The organism is Arthrobacter sp. Y3221048, from assembly GCF_059092685.1.
Map to the genome: position 1 here is coordinate 221,760 of NZ_JBNHHX010000002.1, position 21,855 is coordinate 243,614.

Genomic DNA, 21,855 nt, shown 5'->3' on the forward strand with positions numbered 1-21,855 from the left:
TAGCCTTACTTGAGTCGCTTTTTCGGGCCCGAGGGGGTATGCGCATGCCAGCTGATCTGGCGGCAACGGCGCCTTCCCATCCGGCGTCCGGACATCCCGCCGGCCGCGCGTCGGGCAGCGCCAACGGAACCGGCAAGCCGTCCTCCACCGCTCCCGGTACGCGGCTCCCGCGCAGGGCGCTGGTGGGCATCCCGGCCGCCCTGGTGGTGCTGGCCCTGATCTGCTTTGCCTCGCTGTCCCTCGGGGCGCGCCCCATCAGCGTGGAGACGTTCATCCAGGCCTTCACCGCCTTCGACCCCGCCAACGGAGACCACGCCGTGGTCCACTCGCGCATCCCTCGGACCGTCACCGGACTGCTGGTGGGAGCGGCCTTGGGCGTCGCCGGCGCCGCGATGCAGGGCGTGGCGCGCAACCCGCTGGGCGATCCGGGCATCCTGGGCGTTAACGCCGGCGCCGCGCTCGCGGTGGTGGCGGGCATCTTCCTGTTCGGCGTGACCCAACTGTCCGGCTACGTCTGGTTCGCGTTCGCCGGTGCCGCGCTCGCCGCCGTGCTGGTCTACGGGGTGGCCAGCATGGGTCGGGAAGACGCCACGCCGATCAAGCTGGCGCTGGCCGGCGCCGCGCTGTCCGCAGGGCTGAGCTCACTGATGTACTCGGTGCTGGTAACCAACCAGGACACCCTGGAGGGCTTCCGCTACTGGCAGGTGGGATCGGTGGCCGGCCGCGGCTGGGACTTGATCGGGCAGGTGGCCCCGTTCATCGCCGTCGGACTGGTCGTCACGCTGTTCACCGGAAGGATACTGAACAACCTGTCCCTGGGTGACGACGTTGCCCGCGGCCTGGGCCAAAAGGTGGGCCTGTCCCGCGCCCTGACAGCGCTAGGGGTGGTGGTCCTGTGCGGCGCGGCCACGGCCATCGCCGGCCCGATCGCCTTCGTGGGCCTGATCATTCCGCACATGGTCCGCGCGCTGACCGGACCCGACTACCGCTGGATCCTGCCCTACTCCATGGTGCTGGCCCCCGTGCTGCTGGTCGGTGCCGACGTGGCGGGCCGTTTCGTTGCGCCGCCGGGCGAGATCGAAGCCGGCATCACCACCGCGGTCATCGGCGCCCCCGTGTTCATCTGGCTGGTCCGGCGGCGGAAGGCGGCCGGGCTGTGAGCCGGCTGCATACCCCGCGCGGAAATCGCCCGGAATTGGCGCAGCAGGCGGCCGACTCCGCTCTGCCCCAGGCCCCAGATCGCCCAGGGCAGGGTTTGTCGTCGAGGGCAGGGTCTATAGAGGGTGCCCTCGAAGACATACCCCGCCCTCGCGAAGGCAGCGACAAGCGAGCCGCCGCTTCGGGCAGGGCCGGACGACGCAGCCGGCGGCGCGCGGTAACCGTCGGCATTCTGGCAGGCATCGTCGTCGTACTGTTTTTTGTCGACGTGCTGCTGGGCAGCTATACCGTGACCATTCCGGACTTCCTCCGGCTGCTGGCCGGGGAACAGATCCCCGGGGCCAGCTTCATCGTGATGGAGCACAAGCTGCCGCGGGCCGTGATCGGCGTGCTGGTCGGGCTCGCGTTCGGCCTGGCCGGCAGCATCTTCCAGACCATGCTGCGGAACCCGCTGGCCAGCCCGGACATCATCGGCATCAGCTACGGGGCGAGCGCCTCCGCCGTGACCGCGATCGTCGTGTTCGGCGCGGCCGGGGCGGCGGTCTCGGCCGCAGCCATGACCGGTGCGCTGGTGGTGGCGGGGGGAATCTACGCGATTTCGTACCGCTCCACCACGGCGTCCGGGGCGGCCGGCTCGCGGCTGATCCTGGTGGGCATCGGCTTCGCGGCCGTGATGCAGGCCCTGGTCAGCTACCTGCTGACCCGCACGGACATCCGCACCGCCCAGGACGCGCTGGTCTGGCTGAACGGGTCGCTGAACTCCAGCAATTGGGACCGGGCGGGGGTGCTGGTGGCCGGCCTGGCCGCGCTGTTCGTCGCCGTGGCGCTGCTGGCGCGCAGCCTGCGCGGCCTGGAAATGGGCGACGACGCCGCTGCGGCGCTGGGGGTCCGGGTGGCGCCGGCCCGCTTGGGCCTGATGGCTGTGGGCGTGTTGTTGGCCGCCGCCGCCACTGCGGCGGCAGGCCCGGTGGCGTTCATCGCGTTCCTGTCCGGGCCGATCGCCCGCCGGTTGCTGGGCGGTGCGGCATCGCTGCCGGCGGCCGCGCTGGTGGGCGCCCTGATCGTGCTGGCCGCCGACTTCGCCGCGGCCAACCTGATTCCGATGTATGTGACCGATGGCGCCTCGCTGCCGGTCGGGGTAGTGACGGGTGCGCTGGGCGCGCCGTTCCTGCTCTGGCTGCTGGTCAACACCAACCGCCGAGGCCAAGGAGGCTAAGTGCGAACGCTCGAATCCCGCGACCTCACGCTGGCATACGACCAGCGCACCGTGGTGCAGGACCTCACCGTCCGGCTGCCAGAGGGCAAGGTGACGATCATTGTCGGGGCGAACGCCTGCGGCAAGTCGACGCTGCTGCGTGGACTGGCTCGGCTGCTCAAGCCGGTTGGCGGGTCCGTGCTGCTGGACGGCAAGGACATCCACCGGCAGTCCACCCGCGAGGTCGCGAAGGTGCTGGGCCTGCTGCCGCAAAGCCCGGCGGCCCCGGACGGCATCACGGTGGCGGAACTGGTGGGCCGCGGCCGGTACCCGCACCAGGGCTGGTTCCGGCAGTGGACCCGCGAGGACGACGACGCCGTGGACGCGGCTCTGACGGCCACCGACACCTTGGAGCTGGGCGACCGGAACGTGGACGAACTTTCTGGTGGCCAGCGCCAGCGGGTGTGGATTGCGATGGCGCTCGCGCAGGAGACCGATGTGCTGCTGCTGGATGAGCCGACCACTTTCCTGGACGTGTCGCACCAGGTGGAGGTGCTGGACCTGATCACTGACTTGAATCGGCGCCGGGGCACCTCGGTGGCCATCGTGCTGCACGACCTGAACCTGGCCGCCCGTTACGCCGACCAACTCGTGGCGATGAAGGGGGGCCAGGTGGTGGCCGAGGGCGCACCGGCCGACGTGGTCACCGAGGAGCTGGTGCAGACGGTGTTCGGACTGGAATCACGGGTGATCCCGGACCCGGTGTCCGGAACGCCGATGGTGGTTCCGGTGGGCCGCCACCACTGCGAGGCCTCCGCCCCGGCTGGAGAACCAGCCACCGCGCCGGTCCTCTCCACGGCGGACCTCGAGCACAAAGAACCTGCGGCGTGAGCGGGGCCGGACGGCGTCACCGACTGCCCGCACAGGCCCCTGCTGCGCTGAAGGGACCCGCCGGCGCAGCCGATGGAACAACATGGAGAACGGAGCACGATGACCGCCGTAGCAACTGAGACATCCGCCGTAGTGCCCGTGCTGGCCTTCGGCGTCGCCGTCGCCCGGGTAGAGGACCTCTCGCCGAGCTACCGGCGGGTCACGTTTTCCGGGGAGTCACTCCGCCGTTTCGGCGTGGACGGGCCCACGCTGGATCTGCGGATCAAGGTGATGATCCCGTCCACCGGCCCCGACGGACATCCGCTGCCGCTGCCGGCATTCGGCGGCCCCGTGCCCGCGGCCAACCCCGGATCCACGGCCACCCAGGGAGCCACGGCGGTCACCACCGGCACCGCGGTGGAACTGGGCGGCGGCTGGTACCAGCAATGGCTGGCCATGGACCCGGCCCGACGCGGCTCCATGCGCACCTATACCGTCCGCGGATTCCGGCCGGCGGAAGGCGGCCGGGGCGCGGAACTGGACGTGGACTTTGTGCTGCATTTCGACGCCGAGGGAAAGGGCGGCCCGGCGTCGTGCTGGGCGGCCGCTGCCGCCCCGGGCGACGAGGTCACCATCATTGGGCCGAACGCCGCCGCGGCCAATTGCGCGACGGCCAAGAGCTACGGCGGCATTGAGTGGCGTCCCGGGCTGGCTTCGCACGTGCTGCTCGCCGGCGACGAAACCGCCGTTCCCGCCATCGCGGCCATTCTGGAAAGCCTCCCGGAGCACATGACGGGCCACGCCGTGCTCGAGGTTCCCGACCCGGCGGATTTCCAGGACATCCGGACTGCCGCGGACGTGCAGATCTCCTGGCTGGCGCGGGCCGGCCGCCCCCACGGCGAGTTGCTGGACGAGGCGGTGCGCGCCGCCGTCGTTGTGCCCGGAGCCGGCCTGGCCCCGGCCACGGGGGAGGACCCCGAAGACGTGGATATCGACCAGGTGATCCTGTGGGAAACCACCGCAGGTTCCACCCGGCCCTTCTATGCGTGGATTGCCGGGGAGGCGGCGGTCATCCGCGGGCTGCGCCGCTACCTGGTCCGGGACGTGGGAGTGGACCGCAAACAGGTGGCGTTCATGGGCTATTGGCGGGCCGGCAAGGCCGAACTGTAGGGGTTCCGTACCGGCCCGTCCTCCATCGCGGCGCACTTGGCTGGCGGCGGACACGAGAGTCGGTAAACGGGCCCGGTGGTCGCGCCTGGCCGGACGGCGCGCGTGGCTGCGGCAGGTCCGCGGCGAAGCCGGATGAAGGCGGCGGGTGCCCTGCCCGGCCACCCGCCGCCTTGCCGTCCCGGGGATAAGCTCCCTCCACCGGGGGTCCTGCCGGTCAGAGATGGTTCATCCCCTCCATGAGGACGGAGCGCAGGATTTGCTCGATCTGGTCGAATTCGCGCTGGCCGATGGTCAGCGGCGGAGCCAGTTGGACCACGGGATCACCCCGGTCGTCGGCGCGGCAGTACAAGCCGGCGTCGAACAGCGCGTTGGACAGGTAGCCGCGCAGCAGGTGCTCCGACTCTTCGTCGTTGAACGTCTCCTTGGTGGCCTTGTCCTTGACCAGTTCGATCCCGTAGAAATAGCCCTCGCCGCGGACATCGCCGACGATCGGCAGGTCCAGCAGCTTTTCCAGCGTCTTGCGGAAGGCCGGGGCGTTCTTCTTCACGTGGTTGTTCAGGCCCTCGCGTTCGAAGATGTCCAGGTTGGCCATGGCAACGGCGGCCGAGACCGGGTGCCCGCCGAAGGTGTAGCCGTGGTAGAACGTCGTGTCGCCGTGCTTGAACGGTTCGAACAGGCGGTCGGAAGCGATCATCGCGCCGATCGGTGAGTAGCCGCTGGTCATGCCCTTGGCGCAGGTGATCATGTCCGGCACGTAGTCGAAGTCGGTGGAGGCGAACATCGAACCGATCCGGCCGAACGCGCAGATGACTTCGTCGGAGACCAGCAGAACGTCGTACTCGTCGCAGATTTCGCGCACCCGCTCGAAGTACCCGGGCGGCGGCGGGAAACAGCCGCCGGAGTTCTGCACCGGTTCCAGGAACACGGCGGCAACGGTGTCCGGGCCCTCAAACTCGATGGCTTCGCCGATCCGGTCCGCCGCCCAGCGGCCGAAGGCCTTCGGGTCTTCCAAGCCCGCCGGGGCGCGGTACTGGTTGGTGTTGGGAACGCGGAAAGCGCCCGGCACCAGCGGTTCGAAGGGTGCCTTCATGTCCGGGATGCCGGTGATCGACAGCGCTCCCTGCGGGGTGCCGTGATAGGCGACGGCGCGGGAAATCACCTTGGTCTTGTTGGGCTTGCCCTGCAGCTTGAAGTACTGCTTGGCCAGCTTCCACGCAGATTCCACGGCTTCGCCACCGCCGGTGGTGAAGAAGACCCGGTTCAGATCGCCCGGGGCATGGTGGGCCAGGCGTTCGGCCAGCTCGATGGCCGCCGGGTGGGCATAGGACCACAGCGGCATGAAGGCCAGTTCCCTGGCCTGCCGTGCGGCGGCCTGCGCGAGTTCCTCGCGGCCGTGGCCCACCTGGACCACGAAGAGCCCCGCGAGACCGTCGATGTATTCGCGGCCCTGGTCGTCGTAGATGAGATGGCCTTCGCCGCGGGTAATCACCGGTACGTTGCCGCCGGCAACCAGCGGTGAGTGGCGGGCCATGTGCATCCAGAGGTGGTCGCGGGCCGCCTGCTGGCGGTCCGTTCCCATCGGAGTGGTGTAGGTCCGGCGCATCGGGGCGTCGGTCGTCGTGCCGGCGGGCGTGCCTTGGCCCGGGATGCTGGTGCTTGGCGATGCGGATGTCTGTGTCATCGGGTTCCCCAGTTGTATTCCTGCTTGCGCAGAGAGAGGTACATGAATGTTTCGGTGCTCAGGACACCGGGAATGCCGCGGATCTGGTTCACCAGCCGCAACAAATCCTGGTCGTTTTCGCAAATGACTTCGGCCAGAATGTCGAACGAGCCCGCGGTGACCAGGCAGTAGTCCACCTGGTCCAGTTCGGCGATCTTGTCCGACACTTCCAGCAGGTCGGCAGCGGTCTTGATGCCCAGCATGGCCTGCCGCGCAAAGCCCAGCTGCAATGGATCGGTCACCGCGACGATCTGTACGATGCCGGAGTCGATCAGCTTCTGCACGCGCTGCCTGACGGCTGCTTCGGAGAGCCCGACCGCCTTGCCGATCGCGGCGTAGGAGCGCCGGCCGTCTTCCTGCAGTTGCTCGATGATGGCCTTGGAGACCTGGTCAACCGCAGGGCTGTGCCCGTTGCCGATGGGGCCGTGGCCGGCGCTGGGCAGCAAGGTCAAGCGTATCCACCTCCTAAGCGAATACCCGCCACCGGCAGGATTGCTGACTATTGAATCCGTTGTCTGGGAAGAGCGCAAGTGCTGATTTCGAAAAGATTAGCCGCAGCGGCTATCGATATACGAAGACCTTGAGGCTACTATCTGTTGTGAAGCAGCTCACATCAGCTTTTTGGCGCGGCCGTTTCGTCCGCCGGGTGCATACTTCGCGGGTGTGCCCGTTTGCGAGGGGGCAATCGGCGTTCAGGAAGCGGGCTTGCTTCGGATTTCGTCGTGTAACCAAAAATTTACAACTGAAACTATTGTCGGGGTCTCCGCCGTCTGCAATTATCGACGCACCAGCGAGGTCCGATCCGTCAACAGGAGCACCAGATGCCGAAACGACTACCTGAAGACCCACGCCTGCGACGCCTGGTCGCTGCGCAAATGTCCCGCCGCAACGTCCTCATGGGCGCCGGCGGACTGACTTTGGCCGGCCTGCTCGCTGCGTGTGGCACGGGCGGCACGGGCGGCTCGTCGAACACCGGCTCGGCAGGCGCGCTGTCCCCGGCGGAAGACCTGTCTGACCAGGAAAAGGAAGTGAACTGGGCCAACTGGACCCTGTACCTGGACTATGACGACTCCACCCAGACCTACCCGTCGCTGGAGGCCTTCACGAAGCAAACCGGGATCCAGGCCAACTATTCCGAGGACATCGACGGAAACGACACGTACTTCGGGAAAATCCAGGGCCAACTCGCCGCCGGGCAGGACATCGGACAGGACATCATCACGCTCACCGACTGGATGGCGGCACGCCTGATCCGGCTCGGCTACACGCAGGAACTCGACCACGCGAACATACCGAACGCGGCCAACCTGTTGGAAACCCTGAAGAACGTGGACTTCGATCCGGACCGGAAGAACTCCCTGACCTGGCAGTCCGGATACGCGGGCATTGCCTGGAACAAGGAAGCGGTCCCGGGCGGGCTGCGGACGGTATCCGACTTGTGGAAGCCCGAGCTCAAGGGACGCGTGGAAGTGCTCGACGAGATGCGCGACACCATGGGCTTGCTCATGCTGGAGAACGGCGTGGACATTTCCGGCGACTGGGGCACGAGCGAATACGACGCTGCGCTGGAGGTCCTGCAAAAGCAGATCGCCGACGGCCAGATCCGCCAGGTCAAGGGCAACTCCTACAAGGAAGACCTGATCTCCGGCGACGCGCTGGCAGTGATCTGCTGGTCGGGCGACATCACGCAGCTGAATTTCGAAGAGGGCGACAAGTGGCAATTCGCGCTCCCGGAAGCCGGCGGAACCCTGTGGTCGGACAACCTGCTGGTGCCGATCGGCTCGCCGCACAAGAAGAACGCGGAGGCGCTGATGGACTTCTACTACGATCCGGAAAACGCGGCGACCGTCGCGGCCTACGTGAACTACATCTGCCCGGTGCAGGGGGCCAAGGAAGCCATGGAGAAGATCGATCCGGAACTGGTCGACAATCCGCTGATCTTCCCGACGGACGAAGACCTGGCCAAGGTCAAGGTCTTCCGCAGCCTGGAGGCCGATGAGGAAACCGATTTCGGCAACCGTTTCCAGCAGGCGATCGGCAACTGATGACCCAGGCACCACTGAGGACAGAGCACGCCAACGCCATCGGCGAAGACAGCGGCGCGGATCTGGTACTGGCGTCCGTGACCAAGCGGTTCGGCGACTTCGTGGCCGTCGATGCCCTGGACCTGACCATTCCGGCGGGCCAGTTCTTCGCCCTGCTCGGCCCCTCCGGCTGCGGCAAGACCACCACCCTGCGGATGGTAGCCGGGCTGGAACAGCCGACGTTGGGGAGCATCAGCATCGGCGGCAAGGACATCAGCAACACCAGCCCGCATCAGCGGCCGGTTAACACGGTGTTCCAGAACTATGCCCTGTTTCCGCACATGAGCGTGCTGGACAATGTGGCGTTCGGGCTGCGCCGGCGCAAGGTCCGCGACGCCCAGGAGCAGGCGAAGAAGGCGCTGGAGCTGGTGGAGCTGGCGCACCTGGCCACACGCCGGCCGGCCCAGCTCTCCGGCGGGCAGCAGCAGCGGGTGGCGCTGGCGCGGGCGATCGTCAACCAGCCGGCGGTCCTGCTGCTGGATGAACCGCTGGGCGCACTGGACATGAAGCTGCGCCGGCAGATGCAGGTGGAACTGAAGAAAATCCAGACCGAGGTGGGACTGACCTTTGTCCACGTCACCCACGACCAGGAGGAAGCCATGACCATGGCGGACACCGTGGCCGTCATGAACGCCGGCAGGGTGGAGCAGATGGGTGCGCCCCGGGAACTGTATGAGTTGCCGCGCACCGTCTTCGTGGCCAACTTCCTGGGCAAATCCAACCTGGTCGCCGGTGAGATTATCGAGGACCGGGGCGACGCCGTCGTCGTCAATGCCAATGGCAACCGGCTGGCCGTGCTCAAGGAGCGCGCGACGGTGCACCGGGGCAAGGCGCTGATCGGCATCCGCCCGGAGAAGCTGAAGATGATGTGGCCGAACGATGCGCCGGCCGAGGCAGCCAACATCCTGCGCGGAACGGTGCTGGACACCTCGTTCACCGGGGTCAGCACCGAGTACCTGGTTGAGGTCGCCGGGGTCGGCACGGTAGGCGTCTTCAGCCAAAACCACGGCCAGCAGCTGGCGCAGCCGGGCGACGCCGTGGTGCTCAGCTGGGACACGGAACACGCCTTCGGCCTGGACGGCGACGAGGAACCGCAATACGGGGCGCCCGAGGACGGTGACTGATGAGTTCCCTGGCCACCGCGGACAAGCCACCCGCTCCGGATAAGGGACGCGGCAGCGACGAGCTCAAGGAGGAACGCCGCCGGGGGCGGATGGGCTACTGGCTGATCCTGCCGGGTTTCTTCTTCCTGCTGCTGTTCTTCGTGCTCCCGGTGTTCTCGCTGCTGGCGACCTCGCTCTACACGAAGCCGCCGGGGGCCGACATCGGCCAATTCGTCCCGGCGCTGGAATTCAACAACTACGTGCGGATGCTGGGCAGTTACTGGCCGGAGCTGCTGCGTTCCTTCGGCTTCGCACTGGTCGCCACTGCCGCTGCACTGCTGATCGGCTATCCGATGGCCTATCTCATTGCGGTCAGGCTGCGCGGTCGCGGCCTGCTGCGGGGCATCCTGCTGGTGCTGATCATCGCGCCGTTCTTCACCAGCTTCATCCTGCGCACCCAGGCCTGGAAACAGATCCTTGCCGACGAGGGCCCGGTAGTCGCCGTGCTCAGGACGTTTGCCTTGCTCCCGGAGGACGGGCGGCTCACGGCCACCGCCTTCGCCGTGGTCTGCGGCCTGACCTACAACTTCCTGCCCTTCATGACGCTGCCCATCTACGCGAACCTGGAACGGCTGGACACCCGGCTGATCGAGGCGGGCAATGACCTCTACGCGAACGGCTTTACCACGTTCAGGACGGTCACGCTGCCGCTGTCAATGCCCGGGGTGATGGCCGGAACGTTGCTCACGTTCATTCCGGCTGCCGGCGACTACATCAATGCCTCGCTGCTGGGCAACAACCAGAACACCACCATGATCGGCCAGGTCGTCGACTCCCGGTTCTTCCGCGTCGTCGACTATCCGGGCGCTTCGGCACTGTCCTTTGTGCTGATGCTCGCCATCCTCGCCCTGGTCTTCATCTACGTCCGCCGTTTCGGCACCAAAGAACTGCTGTAGGGGGCTCTGACGTGAAAAACTCCTTCGGCCGCTGGCTGGTCCCTGTGTTCGGCGGACTGGCATTCGTCTTCCTGCTGGTCCCGATCGCCTACGTCTTCGTGTTCTCCTTCAACGACGCCGGGCGCACCAACCTCACCTGGCGCGCCTTTACCTGGGACAACTGGGCCAACCCGTGCGGCGCCCCGGCAGTCTGCCAGGCGCTGGGCAACAGCCTCCAGATCGGCGCGGTCGCCACGTTGATCGCCGTCCTGCTGGGCACGGCCATTGCCATCGGGCTGGTCCGCTACCGGTTCCGCTTCAATGCCACCGCCAACATGCTGATTTTCCTCCCGCTGGCCACTCCGGAAGTGGTCCTCGGCGCCTCGCTGCTGGCGCAGTTTCTGAACGTGGGCGCGGAACTGGGCAAGGGCACCATCATCATCGCCCACACCGTTTTCTGCATCTCGTTCGTCGTGGTCACGGTTAAGGCCCGGGTGTCCAGCCTCGACCCGAAGCTGGAGGAGGCAGCGGCGGACCTCTATGCCTCCCCGATGCAGGCTTTCTGGCGGGTCACCTTCCCGCTGCTGCTGCCGGGGATCGTGGCTGCAGCCCTGCTGAGCTTCGCGATCAGCTTCGACGACTTCATCATTACCAACTTCAACTCCGGCAACGTGGATACCTTCCCGAAGTTCATCTACGTGGCCGCCACCCGCGGCATTCCCGCCCAGGCCAATGTGATCGGCTCGGCGATGTTCATCATTGCGCTGCTGATCGTCATCGGCGGGCAGATCCTCGCCCACCGCCGCGCCAAGATGTTGGCGGCACGCTGACCGCCGCCCGGCTTGCTGACCAGGAGTACTTCATGATCGACCGGAACCGGCTGGCAGTGCTCTTCGCCCGCGAACTGCAGGACTTTGAGGCGAAGCATCCCCAGTCCAAGGCACTGTACGACGGCGCCTCCCACCTTTTCGGGAAAGTGCCGATGACGTGGATGAACAAGAAGCCGGGCAGCTTCCCCCTCTATCTGGCGCGGGCCCGCGGCTGCCGGGTGTGGGACGTGGACGGTCTCGAATACGTGGACTTCGCGCTGGGCGACACCGGCGCCATGGCCGGCCACTCCCCGGAGCCCACCGTCGAGGCGATGATCCGGCGTGCCGCCGACGACGGCGGACTGGCCACCATGCTGCCCACCGCGGACGCGGAGTGGGTGGGGGCTGAGCTCGCCCGCCGGTTCGGGGTGGAGCGCTGGAGCTTCTCGCTCACCGCCACCGATGCCAACAGGTGGGCCATCCGGCTGGTCCGCGCCCTGACCGGCCGGAGCAAGATCTTGTTCAATCCGTACTGCTACCACGGGTCGGTCGACGAATCGCTGATCGTGGCCGGACCCGACGGCGCGGGGATGAACCGCCCGGGCAACGTCGGGGCGCCGGTGGACGTCACGGAGACCAGCAGGGTGGCGGAGTTCAACGATCTTGAGGCCCTGGAGCGCCAGTTGGCCCACGGAGACGTGGCGGCGGTGCTGATGGAACCGGCGCTGACCAACATCGGCATCGTGCTGCCCGAACCGGGCTACCTGGACGGCGTGCGGGAACTGACCCGCCGGCACGGCACGCTGCTGATCATCGACGAAACGCACACCTTCTCCGCCGGCCCGGGCGGGGCGACCGCGGCGTGGGGGCTCGAGCCGGACGTGGTGGTGATCGGCAAATCGATCGGCGGCGGCATCCCCTGCGGTGCCTACGGGCTCAGCGCCGAACTGGCCGAGCGGGCACTGGGCCGGACCGACCTGGATCTGGTGGACATGGGCGGTGTGGGCGGCACCCTGGCCGGAAACCCGCTGTCCGTCGCCGCCATGCGGGCCACGCTCGAACATGTGCTGACGGATCAGGCCTTCGCCACCATGACCGCGCGTGCCACGGAGTTCGCCGACGGCGTGCAGCGGGTGATCGATGCGTATTCGCTGCCGTGGTCGGTGTCCCGGTTGGGTGCGCGTGCCGAATACCGTTTCGCCAACCCGGCCCCCCGGAACGGCACGGAGTCGGCGGCCAGCCACGACGGCGGGTTGGAAGACTTCCTGCATTTGTACCTGGCCAATCGCGGCATCCTGCTCACTCCGTTCCACAACATGGCCCTGATGTGCCCGCAAACCACCAGCGCCGACGTCGAACGGCACCACGAGGTCTTCGAAGAAGCCGTCCGGGAGCTGACGGGCCGCTGAGGCGGCCGCGCTGGGCCGTCGGCTTGGGATACTGGCTGGATGACGATCGCCAAATCCGCCATCCTGTTTGTCCTCGCCGCCATCGCGGAGATCGGCGGCGCCTGGCTGGTCTGGCAGGCAGTCCGCGAAGGCCGGGACTGGTGGTTCGCCGGCCTGGGCGTGATGGCCCTGGGCCTGTACGGTTTCATCGCCGCCCAGCAGCCGGATGCGAACTTCGGCCGGGTGCTGGCCGCGTACGGCGGAGTGTTCATCGCCGGGTCACTGGCCTGGGGGATGCTGCTGGACGGATTCCAGCCGGACCGCTGGGATTACATCGGCGCCGGGATCGCGCTCGCCGGGGTCGCTGTCATCTTGTACGCACCGCGCAGCGGCTAAGCGGCGGCCGTGGTCCGCGCCCCTGCTGCCGACCGCCAGCCCACGGCCGCCGACGCGCGGGCCGCTGCCGGAACGGTTCTTTGTTAATCTGGTCCGGTGACTTTTGCGAAGCGTTTTGTGGCCTTGGGGGATTCGTTCACCGAAGGGGTAGGGGACAAGGACCCTAACCTGCCCAATGGCGTGCGCGGTTGGGCCGACCGGGTTGCCGAGCAGCTGATGCTCGCCGATACCGGCTGGGGCTACGCGAACCTGGCCATCCGGGGCAAGAAGATCTCCCAGGTGCTCAACGACCAGGTCGACGCCGCCGTAGCGCTCCGGCCGACCGTGGTGACCCTCTATGCCGGCGGCAACGATATCCTGCGCCCGCGGGTAGACATCGACGCCCTGATGGCCGGGTACGAAGCCGGGGTGGCCAAGCTGGCCGCCACCGGGGCCGACGTCGTGCTGTTTACCGGCTTTGACACGGTGGCCTCGGCGGTCTTCGGCAAGACCCGCGGCCGCACCGCCATCTACAACGAATGGGTGCGGGAGATTGCCGACCTGCACGGAGCCAAAATCGTTGACTACTGGCGGATGCGCGAGTTCCGTGACTGGCGCTACTGGGACGACGACCGCCTGCACATGTCCACCGCCGGACACACCTTGATGGCCAAGAAGGTTTTGGAAGTGCTGCAAGCCGAGGACATCATCGACTTGCCGGCGCTGCCTGACCTGGCGGCACTGACCCGCCGCCGCGCGATGGCCGCCAATGTCCGGTGGGCCCGGGAGTACCTGGGCCCGTGGATGGGGCGCCGGCTGCGCGGCACGTCTTCGGGGGACTCGCTCACCGCGAAGTACCCGCAGTTAACGGGGCTCCACGCCACCGGCCGAGCGGGGTAAGGGCCGCACAGAAGCGGATCGGCGCGGGCCCGTCGCGGGGGCGACCGGTGGCCGGTCCTTGTCCCGGCGCCCCTGCCGCCAAGAACACTTGAAGCCTCAAGTTTTATGGCAGAATAGGGGTATGACTTCTGCACGCTGGCTCGACCCCGAAGAACGCCAGGCCTGGCTGGCCTTGCTGGCGGTGTCCACCCTGTTGCCGGGCAACCTTGACGCCCCGCTGTACCGGGAAGGAAAGCTGACGCTCTTCGACTACAACGTGCTGGCCATGTTGTCCGAGGCGCCGGACCGGTCGCTGCCCATGAGCGAGCTGGCCTCCCGCACCTATTCCTCGCTGTCCCGGCTCTCGCACGTGGTCAAGAAGCTCCAGGGCCGCGGCTGGGTCTCCCGGACGCAGTGCGCCGAGGACGCCCGGGTGACCATGGCGTTGCTCACGGATGCGGGGATGGCTGCGATCGTGGCCCTCGCGCCGGGACATGTCGAAACCGTGCGCCAGGCAGTTTTCGACGGACTGGACCGCAAGGATGTCCGGGATCTGGAGCGCATCGGCAAGAAGATCGTGCAGCAGTTGGAGCCCAGCAGCTGGGTGCTGCGCGAACCGCGGCTGAACAGCTGAGCCGCGCGCCCGGCACCGCGGCTCGCCGCCGCCGTCGTTGGCTGGCAGTTGGTTTGATCCAAACCGCCGCTGCCCCTAAGATGGAGAGGCGTTAAGTCACGCAACTTTGGCACCCCCTTGCCCAGGCAGAGGATGGCGACGTGGCGTGGCGTCCGTGTTTACCTAGAATTGAGGGTCGCGGATAGGCCGTGCTTCCCCCGGGAAGTACGCGGTTTATCGCACCTGACTTCACCGTCTTCCCCGCGGCGAGGCACTTCGGCTGGATCTCACCCCGCCAGGTTCACCTCCGGAAAGTCGCAGTAATAACGGTGTCACAACTGGTGGCGGGCGCTCTTACACGCAGATTCGCAGGCCGCTTTACTTACGTCTCTGCGTCAGGTCCGTCAATATTTACTACAACTGGAGGAGAGATCATGGCAGCACACTGCCAGGTGACCGGAGCCGAGCCCGGCTTTGGCCACAGCATTTCGCACTCGCACCGCCGCAACAAGCGCCGGTTCGATCCGAACATTCAGAAGAAGCGCTACTGGGTTCCGTCCCTGCGCCGCAACGTTACGCTGCAGGTTTCCGCCCGCGGCATCAAGACCATCGACGTCCGCGGCATCGACGCAGTCGTTGCCGAGCTCCTCGCGAAGGGTGTGAAGCTCTAATGGCAAAGGACAAGGACGTACGTCCCATCATCAAGCTGAAGTCCACCGCCGGCACCGGTTTCACCTACGTGACCCGGAAGAACCGTCGTAACGACCCGGACCGCATTGTCCTGAAGAAGTACGACCCGGTTATCCGCAAGCACGTCGAATTCCGAGAGGAGCGCTAAACATGGCCAAGAAGTCCAAGATTGCTCGCAACGAGCAGCGCAAGGTCGTTGTCGAGCGTTACGCCGCGAAGCGTGCCGAGCTGAAGAAGACCCTGGTCGATGTCAACGCGACCGACGAGGCCCGCGAAGAGGCTCGGCTGGGCCTGCAGAAGCTGCCCCGCAACGCGTCCCCGGTCCGCGTCCGCAACCGTGACCAGATCGACGGCCGTCCCCGCGGCACGCTCCAGAAGTTCGGGATCTCGCGCGTGCGTTTCCGCACGATGGCGCACAACGGCGAACTGCCGGGCATCAAGAAGTCCAGCTGGTAGGAATCCGGCTGGCTTCCTGGTGAAGCTGCTTCAAAGGGCGGCGGTCCATTCGGGACCGCCGCCCTTTGCCATGTCCGGGATGCATCGGGCAGGCGGCGGGAAGAACGACGGCGGTGCAACACGGAACCGGGCAGCCGGGGGCGCGCGGAAACGGCCCATCATATGCTCTCGGCGCAAAAAGCGGACCCCGCGGGGCGAAATCGGTCCAAAATCAGGGTATTTCGCTAAAAATTCCGCCAGATTCCGCGGATTTTGCCGGATCCGGGCGGCCAAGCTGGTAAGTTTTCGCTCAGTAGCTTTTCCGCAGCCTGCGGAGGCTCTGACCAAACCGAAGCAGTCCAGGAGGACAAAAATTGGCTATCAATCGCAGTGAACTCGTTGCAGCTGTTGCAGAGAAGGCCGGCACCAGCCAGACCGCAGTGAACGGTGTCCTGGACGCCGTGTTCGACATCTTCGCAAACTCCGTTTCCAAGGGCGAGAAGATCACCATCCCGGGCTGGCTCGCCGTCGAGCGCACCGACCGTGCGGCCCGCACCGGCCGCAACCCGCAGACCGGCGAATCCATCCAGATTCCGGCAGGCCACAGCGTGAAGCTGACCGCTGGTTCCAAGCTGAAGGCTGCTGTCGCCAAGAAGTAGTTTTCCCACCAGACTTCCGCAGGACCGTCACCGGCAACCGGTGGCGGTCCTGCTCTTTAACGCGTTAACTTCTACCGGCGGTAAAATAGCCGGGCGGGGCGTGCGCCATGAGCACGCCCGGAAGCATCGGGACGGAGGACTCAGGGCATGGTCCAGCGGGAAGCGCGGCTGCTGCGCGGCTGGCTCGGCGCTGCCGTGGCCACCTCCGCGGCTGCGCTGTCGCACTTTGCCGGTGGAGGACATGCGCCGGCCCTGGCCGTCTGGACACTGTCCCTCGCCCTCTCCGGGCTCGTTTGCGTGGGCCTGGCCGGCAAGTCCCTGTCCTGGCCGCGCCTGTTGGCCGCGGTGGGGGGCAGCCAGGCCATCTACCACCTGCTCTTCCGGATGGGCCACGGCGCCCCTGCGGGAATTACCCCGGGCCCGGGAGCCCATGCCGGACACGGCATCTCGTTGCCTCCCGGCGAATCGGTGGCGGCCGTGCCAGCCCCGCCGGCTGCGGCCGAGGATCCGGCGATGCTGGCAGCCCACCTTGCTGCAGCCGTTGCCACGGTCCTGTTGCTGCGCCGCGGTGAGCAAGCGGCCGCGGCCCTGGCCGGAACCATGTCGCTGGCAATTCCGCGCCGGCTGTACAGCTGGCATCCGGTACCGCGGGCCAGGCTCGCCGTCCCGGGGGTACGGGCTGTCCGCACACTCGCGGCGCTTGGCGCACCGCTGCTTTCCCTGCGCCACCGGGGACCACCCCTGCATCACGCTTTCTGACCGGCGCACGTGCGCATCCCCCAACGAAAGAACGTGATGAACCCCCAAACGAACACCCCTGCACCCGTCCGCGTTGCCACCTCCGGGTCTTCGGCCGCCAGGCAGCGCCGCGAGGACGCCCGACGCACTGCCCAGCAGGCTGCCCTGCGCCGGCTGCTCGTGGCCGCCTTGGTTGCCATGCTGCTGTGGCTGTCGGCGGCGCTGGCGCTGGCACGTCCGGCGTCGGCCCACGACGAACTGATCGGATCCACCCCGGAAAACGGCGCCGTCCTCGACGTCCAGCCCGAGAGCATCGTGCTGGAGTTCAGCGCGAATGTGATGGATATCGGCACCACCACCCAGGTCCTGGACACCGCCGGCACCGACTGGGCCGCCGGCGCACCGGTGCTCGGCGGCCGCGAGGTCACCATTCCCCTGCAGGACGGCATGCCCGACGGCGACTACCAGCTGGGCTGGCGGGTTGTCTCCAGCGACGGCCATCCGATCGAAGGAACCACGAAATTCTCCCTTGCGGCCGGTGGCACCGACTCGCCCGCGGCGTCCGTGTCCGCGGCCGGCGGATCCGGCGACACCGCCGAGGCGGCCGGGGAAGAGGACGGGCCCAGCGGCGCCGGACTGTTCCTCGCGCTGGGCGCCGGCACGCTGGCCATCCTGGCCGGGCTGGCCGCCTTCGTGATGAGCAAGCGGGGCGGAGGCGCTGGCGGTCGTGGCTGAGAAGCTGACCCCTGCAGCTGACCGGCGTCCTGCGGCCATCACCGCCGACGGGATCGGCAGGGGATGGCTCCTGGCCGGTGTGGTTGTCCTCGTCCTGGCGCTGGCGGCCGCCCTGCTCTACTCCGGGGCGGCCGCTACCCGCCAGCTCTCAGACCCCGGCGCCTTGACCCGATGGGCGCTGCCGGTGGCCAAGGCCGCCAACAACACCGCCCTGGCGACAGTCATTGCGGCGCTGCTCTTCGCCGTCGGAATCCTGCCCAAGCAGTTGCGTCCCGGCCGCAGGCCGGGCAACGGCGACGAGGGCCCTGAGCATCCCGCCTTCACGGCCGCACTGCGGCTGGCCGGGGGCGCCGCCGTCGTCTGGACGCTGGCGGCCATGGCCGTGCTGGTCTTCAGTTTCTCCGACGTCGCCGGGCTGCCCGTGAGCGGGGACGCCAGTTACACCGCCGGCTTCATCGGCTTCATGACGGACATCGGGACCGGCCAGGCCTGGCTGTCCATCACCATCGTGGCCGCCGTCGTGGCCACGCTGATCTTCGGACTCCGCTCCCTCCCCGGGCTGGGAGCCACCCTGGCGCTGGCCACCATCGGCGGGCTGCTGCCGATGGCCCTGATCGGGCACTCGGCCGGCGGCGACGACCACTACGGGGCCGTGAACTCCATCGGACTGCACCTGCTGGGTGCCTGCCTCTGGGTGGGCGGAATCATCGTGCTCGCGGTCATCTCCGGGACGCTGGGCAGCAAGGACCTCACCGGGCAGGTGCTGCGCCGCTACTCATCGCTGGCGCTGATCAGCTTCGGCCTGGTTTTCTTCTCCGGCATCATCAACGCGTCCATTCGGATCACCTCGCTGGACCAGCTCTCCAGCCCGTACGGGGTGCTCGTGGTGATCAAAGCCCTCGCCACGCTGCTGCTGGGGGCGATCGGCTTCATGCACCGGCAGTGGATCATCCCCGAACTCGGAACGAAGTCCGGCAAGCGCGTCCTCTGGCAGCTGATCACCGTGGAACTCCTCATCATGGCGGCGGTCTTCGGCGTGGCCACGGCGTTGGCCCGCACCGCGCCGCCCACGCCCGAGGAACTGCCGCCGGACGCGTCCCCGGCACGCATCCTGACCGGCTACGAGTTGCCGCCGGAACTGGTCGGGAGCAGTTGGCTGACCGTCTGGCGGTGGGACTGGCTGTGGGTGACGTTCGCCTTGGTCACCGGCATCGCCTACCTGGTGGCAGCCGCCAGGCTGCGCCGGCGCGGCGATGGCTGGCCGGTGGCGCGGACCATCAGCTGGATTGTCGGCCTCCTGTTGCTCACCTATGTCACGTCGGGAGCGCCGGCGGTCTACGGGATGGTGCTGTTCAGCGCGCACATGCTGGACCACATGGCCCTGACCATGGTGGTGCCGCTGTTCCTCGTGCTGGGCTCGCCGGTCACCCTGGCGCTGAAGGCGCTGCCGTCGCGCCGCGACGGCAGCAAGGGCCTGCGCGAATGGATCCTCTGGCTGGTGCATTCGAAGTATTCCGCGGTCATCACCCATCCGCTCTTCACGGCAGCGAACTTCGCCGGCTCGATCATCATCTTCTACTACTCGCCGCTGTTCGGCTTCGCCCTGCGCGAGCACGTGGGGCACGAGCTGATGAACCTGCACTTCCTGCTCACCGGCTACCTGTTCATCCTCTCGATGATCGGCCAGGATCCGCTGCCGCGGCGCGCGCCCTATCCGTTGCGGCTGTTGCTGCTGTTCGCGACGATGGCCTTCCACGCTTTCTTCGGCGTCGCCCTCACCAGCTCCACGGCCCTGATCCAGGCCTCCTGGTTCGGCAGCATGGGACGGGAGTGGGGACTGCCGGCCATGGACGACCAGCAACTCGGCGGGGCCATCATGTGGGGCATCGGGGAAATACCCACCCTCTGCATCGCCATCGGAGTGGCCATTGCGTGGTCGCGGTCCGACGCGCGGGAAACAAAGCGTAAAGATCGTTCGGCCGATAGGAATAACGACGCCGAACTGGCGGCTTATAACGATATGTTTGCCAAGATGGCCCGGCAGGATGCACGCGTGGTCCCGCCGGGGGCCGCAAGGCCTGCCGCCGGGCCGGGCACGGACTCCGGCGACCATGAACTTCCGACAACCACCACCGGGCAGCCGCCCGTTCCGGAACCGGATGATGCCGGCCGGGCACAAGGAGAAACCAGATGACTGAGGCAGCCGACACCATCCGCAGCAACTACCGGGTCCGCGCCTCCGACCTGGTGGGCCGCAACTGGCTCAATACCGGCGGCAAACAGCTGGGGTTGGAAGACCTGCGCGGCAAGATCGTGCTGCTGGACTTCTGGACCTTCTGCTGCATCAACTGCCTGCACGTGCTGGACGAACTGAGGCCGTTGGAGGAAAAGTACAAGGACGTGCTGGTCACCGTCGGCGTGCACTCCCCGAAGTTCGAGCACGAGGCCGACCCCGTGGCGCTGGCCGCTGCCGTGGAGCGGTACGAAATCCACCACCCGGTGCTCGATGATCCGGAGCTGGACACCTGGCAGGCCTACGCCGCCCGGGCCTGGCCGACGCTGGTGGTCGTGGACCCCGAGGGCTACATCGTGGCGCACCTGTCCGGCGAAGGCCACTCCGGCGGCTTGGCGTCGCTGGTGGAGGAACTGGTGGCCGAACACGAAGCCAAGGGCACGCTGCACCGCGGCGACGGGCCGTACGTGCCGGCAGAAACCACCGCCGGCGACCTGCGCTTCCCGGGCAAGGTCATACCGCTGCCGGACGGCGTCGGCTCCGCCGGCGGGTCCTTCCTGGTCAGCGACACCGGTCACCACCGGCTGGTGGAACTTGCCGCGGACCTGTCGACCGTGCTCAAGACCTACGGTTCGGGCACGAAGGGCTGGCAGGACGGGCCGGCCGACGCTGCGCAGTTCAACGAGCCCCAGGGAGTGGCCCTGCTTCCGGAAGGGATCCGCGAGAAGGCGGGCTACGACGTCGTTGTTGCGGACTCCGTGAACCACCGCCTCCGCGGCCTGTCCCTGGCCACCGGCGAGGTGACCACGGTTGCCGGCAGCGGAGTGCAGCGGCTGCTCGATGCCGACTCCCAGCGCACCGCCCCCGGGCTAGCCGAAGCCGGTCCCGGATCCGTGGCCGACGAAGCGGCTTCCGGGGAAGCGCTGGGGGAGGAGCTGGCAGAAGCTATCGCATCGGGCCGGGAGCAGCTTCCCGCCGACCCGCTCGCCGTCTCGCTCAGTTCGCCGTGGGACGTCCTGTGGTCGACCCGCTTGGAGGCCGTGGTGATCGCCATGGCCGGCGTGCACCAGATTTTCACCTTCGATCCGGCGTCCGGTGCGGTCGACATCCTTGCCGGTACCGGGCTGGAGGGCCTGCAGGACGGCGAGGCCGCCGCGGCCTGGTTCGCCCAGTCGTCCGGGCTGGCCGAGGACGCGGCGGGCGCGATTTGGGTTGCAGACTCGGAAACGTCGGCCCTGCGCAAGATCTCCTTCGTGGAGGTCAAGGGCGGGCACCGGGCGCAGGTTTCCACCGCCGTCGGCACCGGCCTCTTCGACTTCGGATTCCGCGACGGGGAGGCAGCCGAGGCGCGGCTGCAGCATCCGTTGGGCGTGGCAGTCCTGCCGGACGGCTCGGTGGCCGTGGCGGATACCTACAACGGGGCGGTACGCCGTTACGACCCGGTCGGCGGGACCGTCTCCACCCTGGCGCGCGGCTTGGCCGAGCCGTCCGACGTTCTGTTGGACACCTCTGCAGTGGCCGGCGGCGGCGAGCCGCTGCTGCTGGTGGTGGAAACGAACAAGCACCAGCTCGTCCGGCTTCCACTCCCCAAGGAAGCCCTGAAGGTGGACGAGGGGGCCTCGCAGACGCAGCGGCCCAAGACCGAGGTCTCGGCCGGGCCGCTGGCGCTGACCGTCCGCTTCGCAGCCCCCACCGGCCAGAAGCTGGATGACCGCTGGGGAGACCCGACCCAGCTGAAAATCTCTTCTTCACCGGAGAACCTGCTGGTTTCCGGCGCCGGCACCTCCGTGGGGCTGGTGCGCGAACTGGTGCTGTCCGACGAGGTCGGCGAGGGCGTCCTGCACATCACCGCACGGGCGGCGGCCTGCGACGGCGAACCCGGCGGCGAGATCCCGGACCATGCCGCCTGCCACCTGTACCAGCAGGACTGGGGCATCCCCGTGGTCATTGGCTCCGGAACCGGCGAGATGACCCTGGACCTGCGCGGGCTGAACTAGGCCGGCCGCGGGGCAGGACTGCCGGCGCCGGAGGCGGACAGGACAGCCTGTCGGCCTCCGGCGTCCCAC

The 21,855-nt window shown here is 67.7% G+C and carries 22 protein-coding genes; 20 read left to right on the forward strand and 2 right to left on the reverse strand.

The window, feature by feature from the left end:
• Window positions 1-44 precede the first annotated feature (44 nt).
• From AC5RVS_RS05640 to AC5RVS_RS05655, 4 genes are all read left to right on the forward strand, one after another.
• Complete coding sequence (locus tag AC5RVS_RS05640) at window positions 45-1,160, forward strand: FecCD family ABC transporter permease (RefSeq protein WP_494107468.1); 1,116 nt, start codon at window positions 45-47, stop codon at window positions 1,158-1,160.
• Between the two features lie 137 nt (window positions 1,161-1,297).
• Window positions 1,298-2,374, forward strand: a complete 1,077-nt coding sequence (locus AC5RVS_RS05645; protein WP_494107862.1) for a FecCD family ABC transporter permease — start codon at window positions 1,298-1,300, stop codon at window positions 2,372-2,374.
• Window positions 2,375-3,244, forward strand: coding sequence for an ABC transporter ATP-binding protein (locus AC5RVS_RS05650; RefSeq protein ID WP_494107469.1), 870 nt, complete (start codon window positions 2,375-2,377; stop codon window positions 3,242-3,244).
• 99 nt (window positions 3,245-3,343) lie between these two features.
• Complete coding sequence (locus AC5RVS_RS05655; RefSeq protein ID WP_494107470.1) at window positions 3,344-4,393, forward strand: siderophore-interacting protein; 1,050 nt, start codon at window positions 3,344-3,346, stop codon at window positions 4,391-4,393.
• A gap of 214 nt (window positions 4,394-4,607) precedes the next feature.
• Here the strand turns inward: AC5RVS_RS05655 and AC5RVS_RS05660 are convergent, their stop codons facing one another.
• Both AC5RVS_RS05660 and AC5RVS_RS05665 read right to left on the reverse strand, forming a co-directional pair.
• Window positions 4,608-5,996 carry an aspartate aminotransferase family protein gene (locus AC5RVS_RS05660; RefSeq protein ID WP_494107863.1) on the reverse strand — a complete coding sequence of 463 codons (1,389 nt, stop codon included), beginning with the start codon at window positions 5,994-5,996 and terminating at the stop codon, window positions 4,608-4,610.
• A 74-nt stretch (window positions 5,997-6,070) separates the two neighbouring features.
• Window positions 6,071-6,565 (reverse strand): Lrp/AsnC family transcriptional regulator, encoded by a 495-nt coding sequence (locus tag AC5RVS_RS05665; protein ID WP_493989620.1) that lies wholly within the window; start codon window positions 6,563-6,565, stop codon window positions 6,071-6,073.
• Window positions 6,566-6,934: 369 nt separating this feature from the next.
• Here AC5RVS_RS05665 and AC5RVS_RS05670 point away from each other — a divergent pair, with 369 nt between their 5' ends.
• The 16 genes from AC5RVS_RS05670 to AC5RVS_RS05745 all read left to right on the forward strand — a co-directional run bounded on the left by AC5RVS_RS05670 (window position 6,935) and on the right by AC5RVS_RS05745 (window position 21,786).
• Window positions 6,935-8,158, forward strand: a complete 1,224-nt coding sequence (locus tag AC5RVS_RS05670) for an ABC transporter substrate-binding protein (protein ID WP_493989619.1) — start codon at window positions 6,935-6,937, stop codon at window positions 8,156-8,158.
• On the forward strand, window positions 8,158-9,321 hold the full coding sequence (locus AC5RVS_RS05675) for an ABC transporter ATP-binding protein (protein ID WP_494107471.1): 1,164 nt from the start codon (window positions 8,158-8,160) through the stop codon (window positions 9,319-9,321). The genes AC5RVS_RS05670 and AC5RVS_RS05675 overlap by 1 nt, the downstream gene beginning before the upstream one ends.
• A complete protein-coding gene (locus tag AC5RVS_RS05680; RefSeq protein WP_494107472.1) occupies window positions 9,321-10,256 on the forward strand; it encodes an ABC transporter permease in 936 nt (311 codons plus the stop codon). Before AC5RVS_RS05675 ends, AC5RVS_RS05680 begins: the two co-directional genes overlap by 1 nt.
• An 11-nt stretch (window positions 10,257-10,267) precedes the next feature.
• Window positions 10,268-11,065 (forward strand): ABC transporter permease, encoded by a 798-nt coding sequence (locus tag AC5RVS_RS05685; RefSeq protein ID WP_494107473.1) that lies wholly within the window; start codon window positions 10,268-10,270, stop codon window positions 11,063-11,065.
• A 32-nt stretch (window positions 11,066-11,097) separates the two neighbouring features.
• A complete protein-coding gene (locus tag AC5RVS_RS05690) occupies window positions 11,098-12,453 on the forward strand; it encodes a transaminase (protein ID WP_494107474.1) in 1,356 nt (451 codons plus the stop codon).
• A gap of 39 nt (window positions 12,454-12,492) precedes the next feature.
• Window positions 12,493-12,828 carry a YnfA family protein gene (locus AC5RVS_RS05695; protein ID WP_494107475.1) on the forward strand — a complete coding sequence of 112 codons (336 nt, stop codon included), beginning with the start codon at window positions 12,493-12,495 and terminating at the stop codon, window positions 12,826-12,828.
• A 96-nt stretch (window positions 12,829-12,924) separates the two neighbouring features.
• On the forward strand, window positions 12,925-13,707 hold the full coding sequence (locus AC5RVS_RS05700; RefSeq protein WP_493989613.1) for an SGNH/GDSL hydrolase family protein: 783 nt from the start codon (window positions 12,925-12,927) through the stop codon (window positions 13,705-13,707).
• Between the two features lie 121 nt (window positions 13,708-13,828).
• Window positions 13,829-14,320, forward strand: coding sequence for a MarR family winged helix-turn-helix transcriptional regulator (locus AC5RVS_RS05705; RefSeq protein WP_493989612.1), 492 nt, complete (start codon window positions 13,829-13,831; stop codon window positions 14,318-14,320).
• Between the two features lie 413 nt (window positions 14,321-14,733).
• Entirely contained in the window at window positions 14,734-14,970 is a 237-nt protein-coding gene (rpmB, locus tag AC5RVS_RS05710) for a 50S ribosomal protein L28 (protein WP_136785732.1), read from the forward strand.
• Window positions 14,970-15,137 (forward strand): 50S ribosomal protein L33, encoded by a 168-nt coding sequence (gene rpmG, locus AC5RVS_RS05715; RefSeq protein WP_127512989.1) that lies wholly within the window; start codon window positions 14,970-14,972, stop codon window positions 15,135-15,137. Before rpmB ends, rpmG begins: the two co-directional genes overlap by 1 nt.
• Before the next feature lie 2 nt (window positions 15,138-15,139).
• On the forward strand, window positions 15,140-15,445 hold the full coding sequence (gene rpsN, locus AC5RVS_RS05720) for a 30S ribosomal protein S14 (protein WP_493939214.1): 306 nt from the start codon (window positions 15,140-15,142) through the stop codon (window positions 15,443-15,445).
• Window positions 15,446-15,798: 353 nt separating this feature from the next.
• Window positions 15,799-16,083 carry an HU family DNA-binding protein gene (locus AC5RVS_RS05725; protein WP_493989611.1) on the forward strand — a complete coding sequence of 95 codons (285 nt, stop codon included), beginning with the start codon at window positions 15,799-15,801 and terminating at the stop codon, window positions 16,081-16,083.
• Between the two features lie 147 nt (window positions 16,084-16,230).
• Window positions 16,231-16,842, forward strand: a complete 612-nt coding sequence (locus AC5RVS_RS05730; RefSeq protein WP_494107476.1) for a hypothetical protein — start codon at window positions 16,231-16,233, stop codon at window positions 16,840-16,842.
• A gap of 36 nt (window positions 16,843-16,878) precedes the next feature.
• Entirely contained in the window at window positions 16,879-17,556 is a 678-nt protein-coding gene (locus AC5RVS_RS05735) for a copper resistance CopC family protein (protein ID WP_494107477.1), read from the forward strand.
• On the forward strand, window positions 17,549-19,750 hold the full coding sequence (locus AC5RVS_RS05740; RefSeq protein WP_493989608.1) for a bifunctional copper resistance protein CopD/cytochrome c oxidase assembly protein: 2,202 nt from the start codon (window positions 17,549-17,551) through the stop codon (window positions 19,748-19,750). The genes AC5RVS_RS05735 and AC5RVS_RS05740 overlap by 8 nt, the downstream gene beginning before the upstream one ends.
• Complete coding sequence (locus AC5RVS_RS05745) at window positions 19,747-21,786, forward strand: NHL domain-containing thioredoxin family protein (protein WP_493989607.1); 2,040 nt, start codon at window positions 19,747-19,749, stop codon at window positions 21,784-21,786. The genes AC5RVS_RS05740 and AC5RVS_RS05745 overlap by 4 nt, the downstream gene beginning before the upstream one ends.
• The last annotated feature ends 69 nt before the right edge of the window (window positions 21,787-21,855 follow it).